Source organism: Cellvibrio sp. (assembly GCF_053579595.1).
In genome coordinates this window covers 1-1,146 of record NZ_JBRFPI010000588.1, presented here as the reverse complement: position 1 = coordinate 1,146, position 1,146 = coordinate 1, and the positions used below count along the sequence as shown (strand labels likewise).

The window sequence follows — 1,146 nt, the reverse complement described above, 5'->3', positions numbered from 1 at the left end:
CTGGCTTGAGCATTAACGGTTTCACCAACAGTTCCAGCGCCGGTATTGTGTTCTTAACCTTAAAACCTTTTGAAGAGCGCAAAGGCAAAGAATTGTCTGCAGCGGCTATTTCACAAAAACTGCAAATGAAATTTGCCGGTGTTGAGGAAGCCTTTATTGCGGTGTTCCCACCACCACCCGTACGCGGTTTGGGTACTACCGGTGGATTTAAATTGCAGATCGAAGATCGCGCTGGTTTGGGTTATGAAAAATTAGCGGAAGTGGTTGCGCAGGTGCAACAAAAAGCCATGCAGCGCCCTGAGTTGGCGAGTGTATTTTCCAACTACAAAATTAACGTACCGCAATTATATGCCGATGTGGACCGCACCAAAGCCAAACAACTTGGCCTGAATGTGAAAGAAATTTTTGACACCATGCAAATCTATTTGGGTTCGCTCTATGTCAATGACTTCAACCAATTCGGCCGCACCTATCAAGTTATCGCTCAGGCAGATGCGGAATATCGCAACACGCCAGCAGACGCGCTTAACTTAAAAGTGCGCAATGCGCAGGGCGATATGGTGCCGCTTGGTTCAGTGTTGACCATGGAAGAAAGTTACGGCCCGGAAAGTGCGGCTCACTACAACGGTTATCTTGCGGCAGATATTAACGGCAATGCAGCTCCCGGCTATTCCAGCGGTCAAGCGCAGGATGCGATTGATGAAATTCTGGATGAAGTGTTGCCCTCAGGCATTGTGTACGAGTGGACGGATTTGACCTATCAGGAAGTGCTTGCAGGCAACACTGCAATTTATATTTTGCCGCTGTGTTTGCTCTTGGTGTTTTTAGTGCTCGCTGCGCAGTATGAAAGTTTGGCGTTGCCACTGGTGGTAGTGACGATTGTTCCACTGTCGATTTTGTCTGCGCTCTTTGGTGTGTGGATTACTAATGGCGACAACAATATCTTCACGCAAATCAGTTTGTTTGTGCTCGCAGGGCTCGCGAGTAAAAACGCGATCCTGATTGTGGAGTTTGCGCGCGAACTGGAAATGCGCGGTATGGCAACTTATCAAGCAGCTATTACTGCCAGCCGTATGCGTCTAAGTCCAATTTTAATGACTTCTTTCGCATTTATTATGGGTGTATTGCCGATGGTGTTCTCCACGG

The 1,146-nt window shown here is 47.8% G+C and carries 1 protein-coding gene; it reads left to right on the top strand.

Going from position 1 to position 1,146, the window contains the following annotated elements:
• On the top strand, positions 1–1,146 hold a 1,146-nt coding region (locus tag ACWA6V_RS21405), incomplete at both ends, for an efflux RND transporter permease subunit (protein ID WP_449524376.1).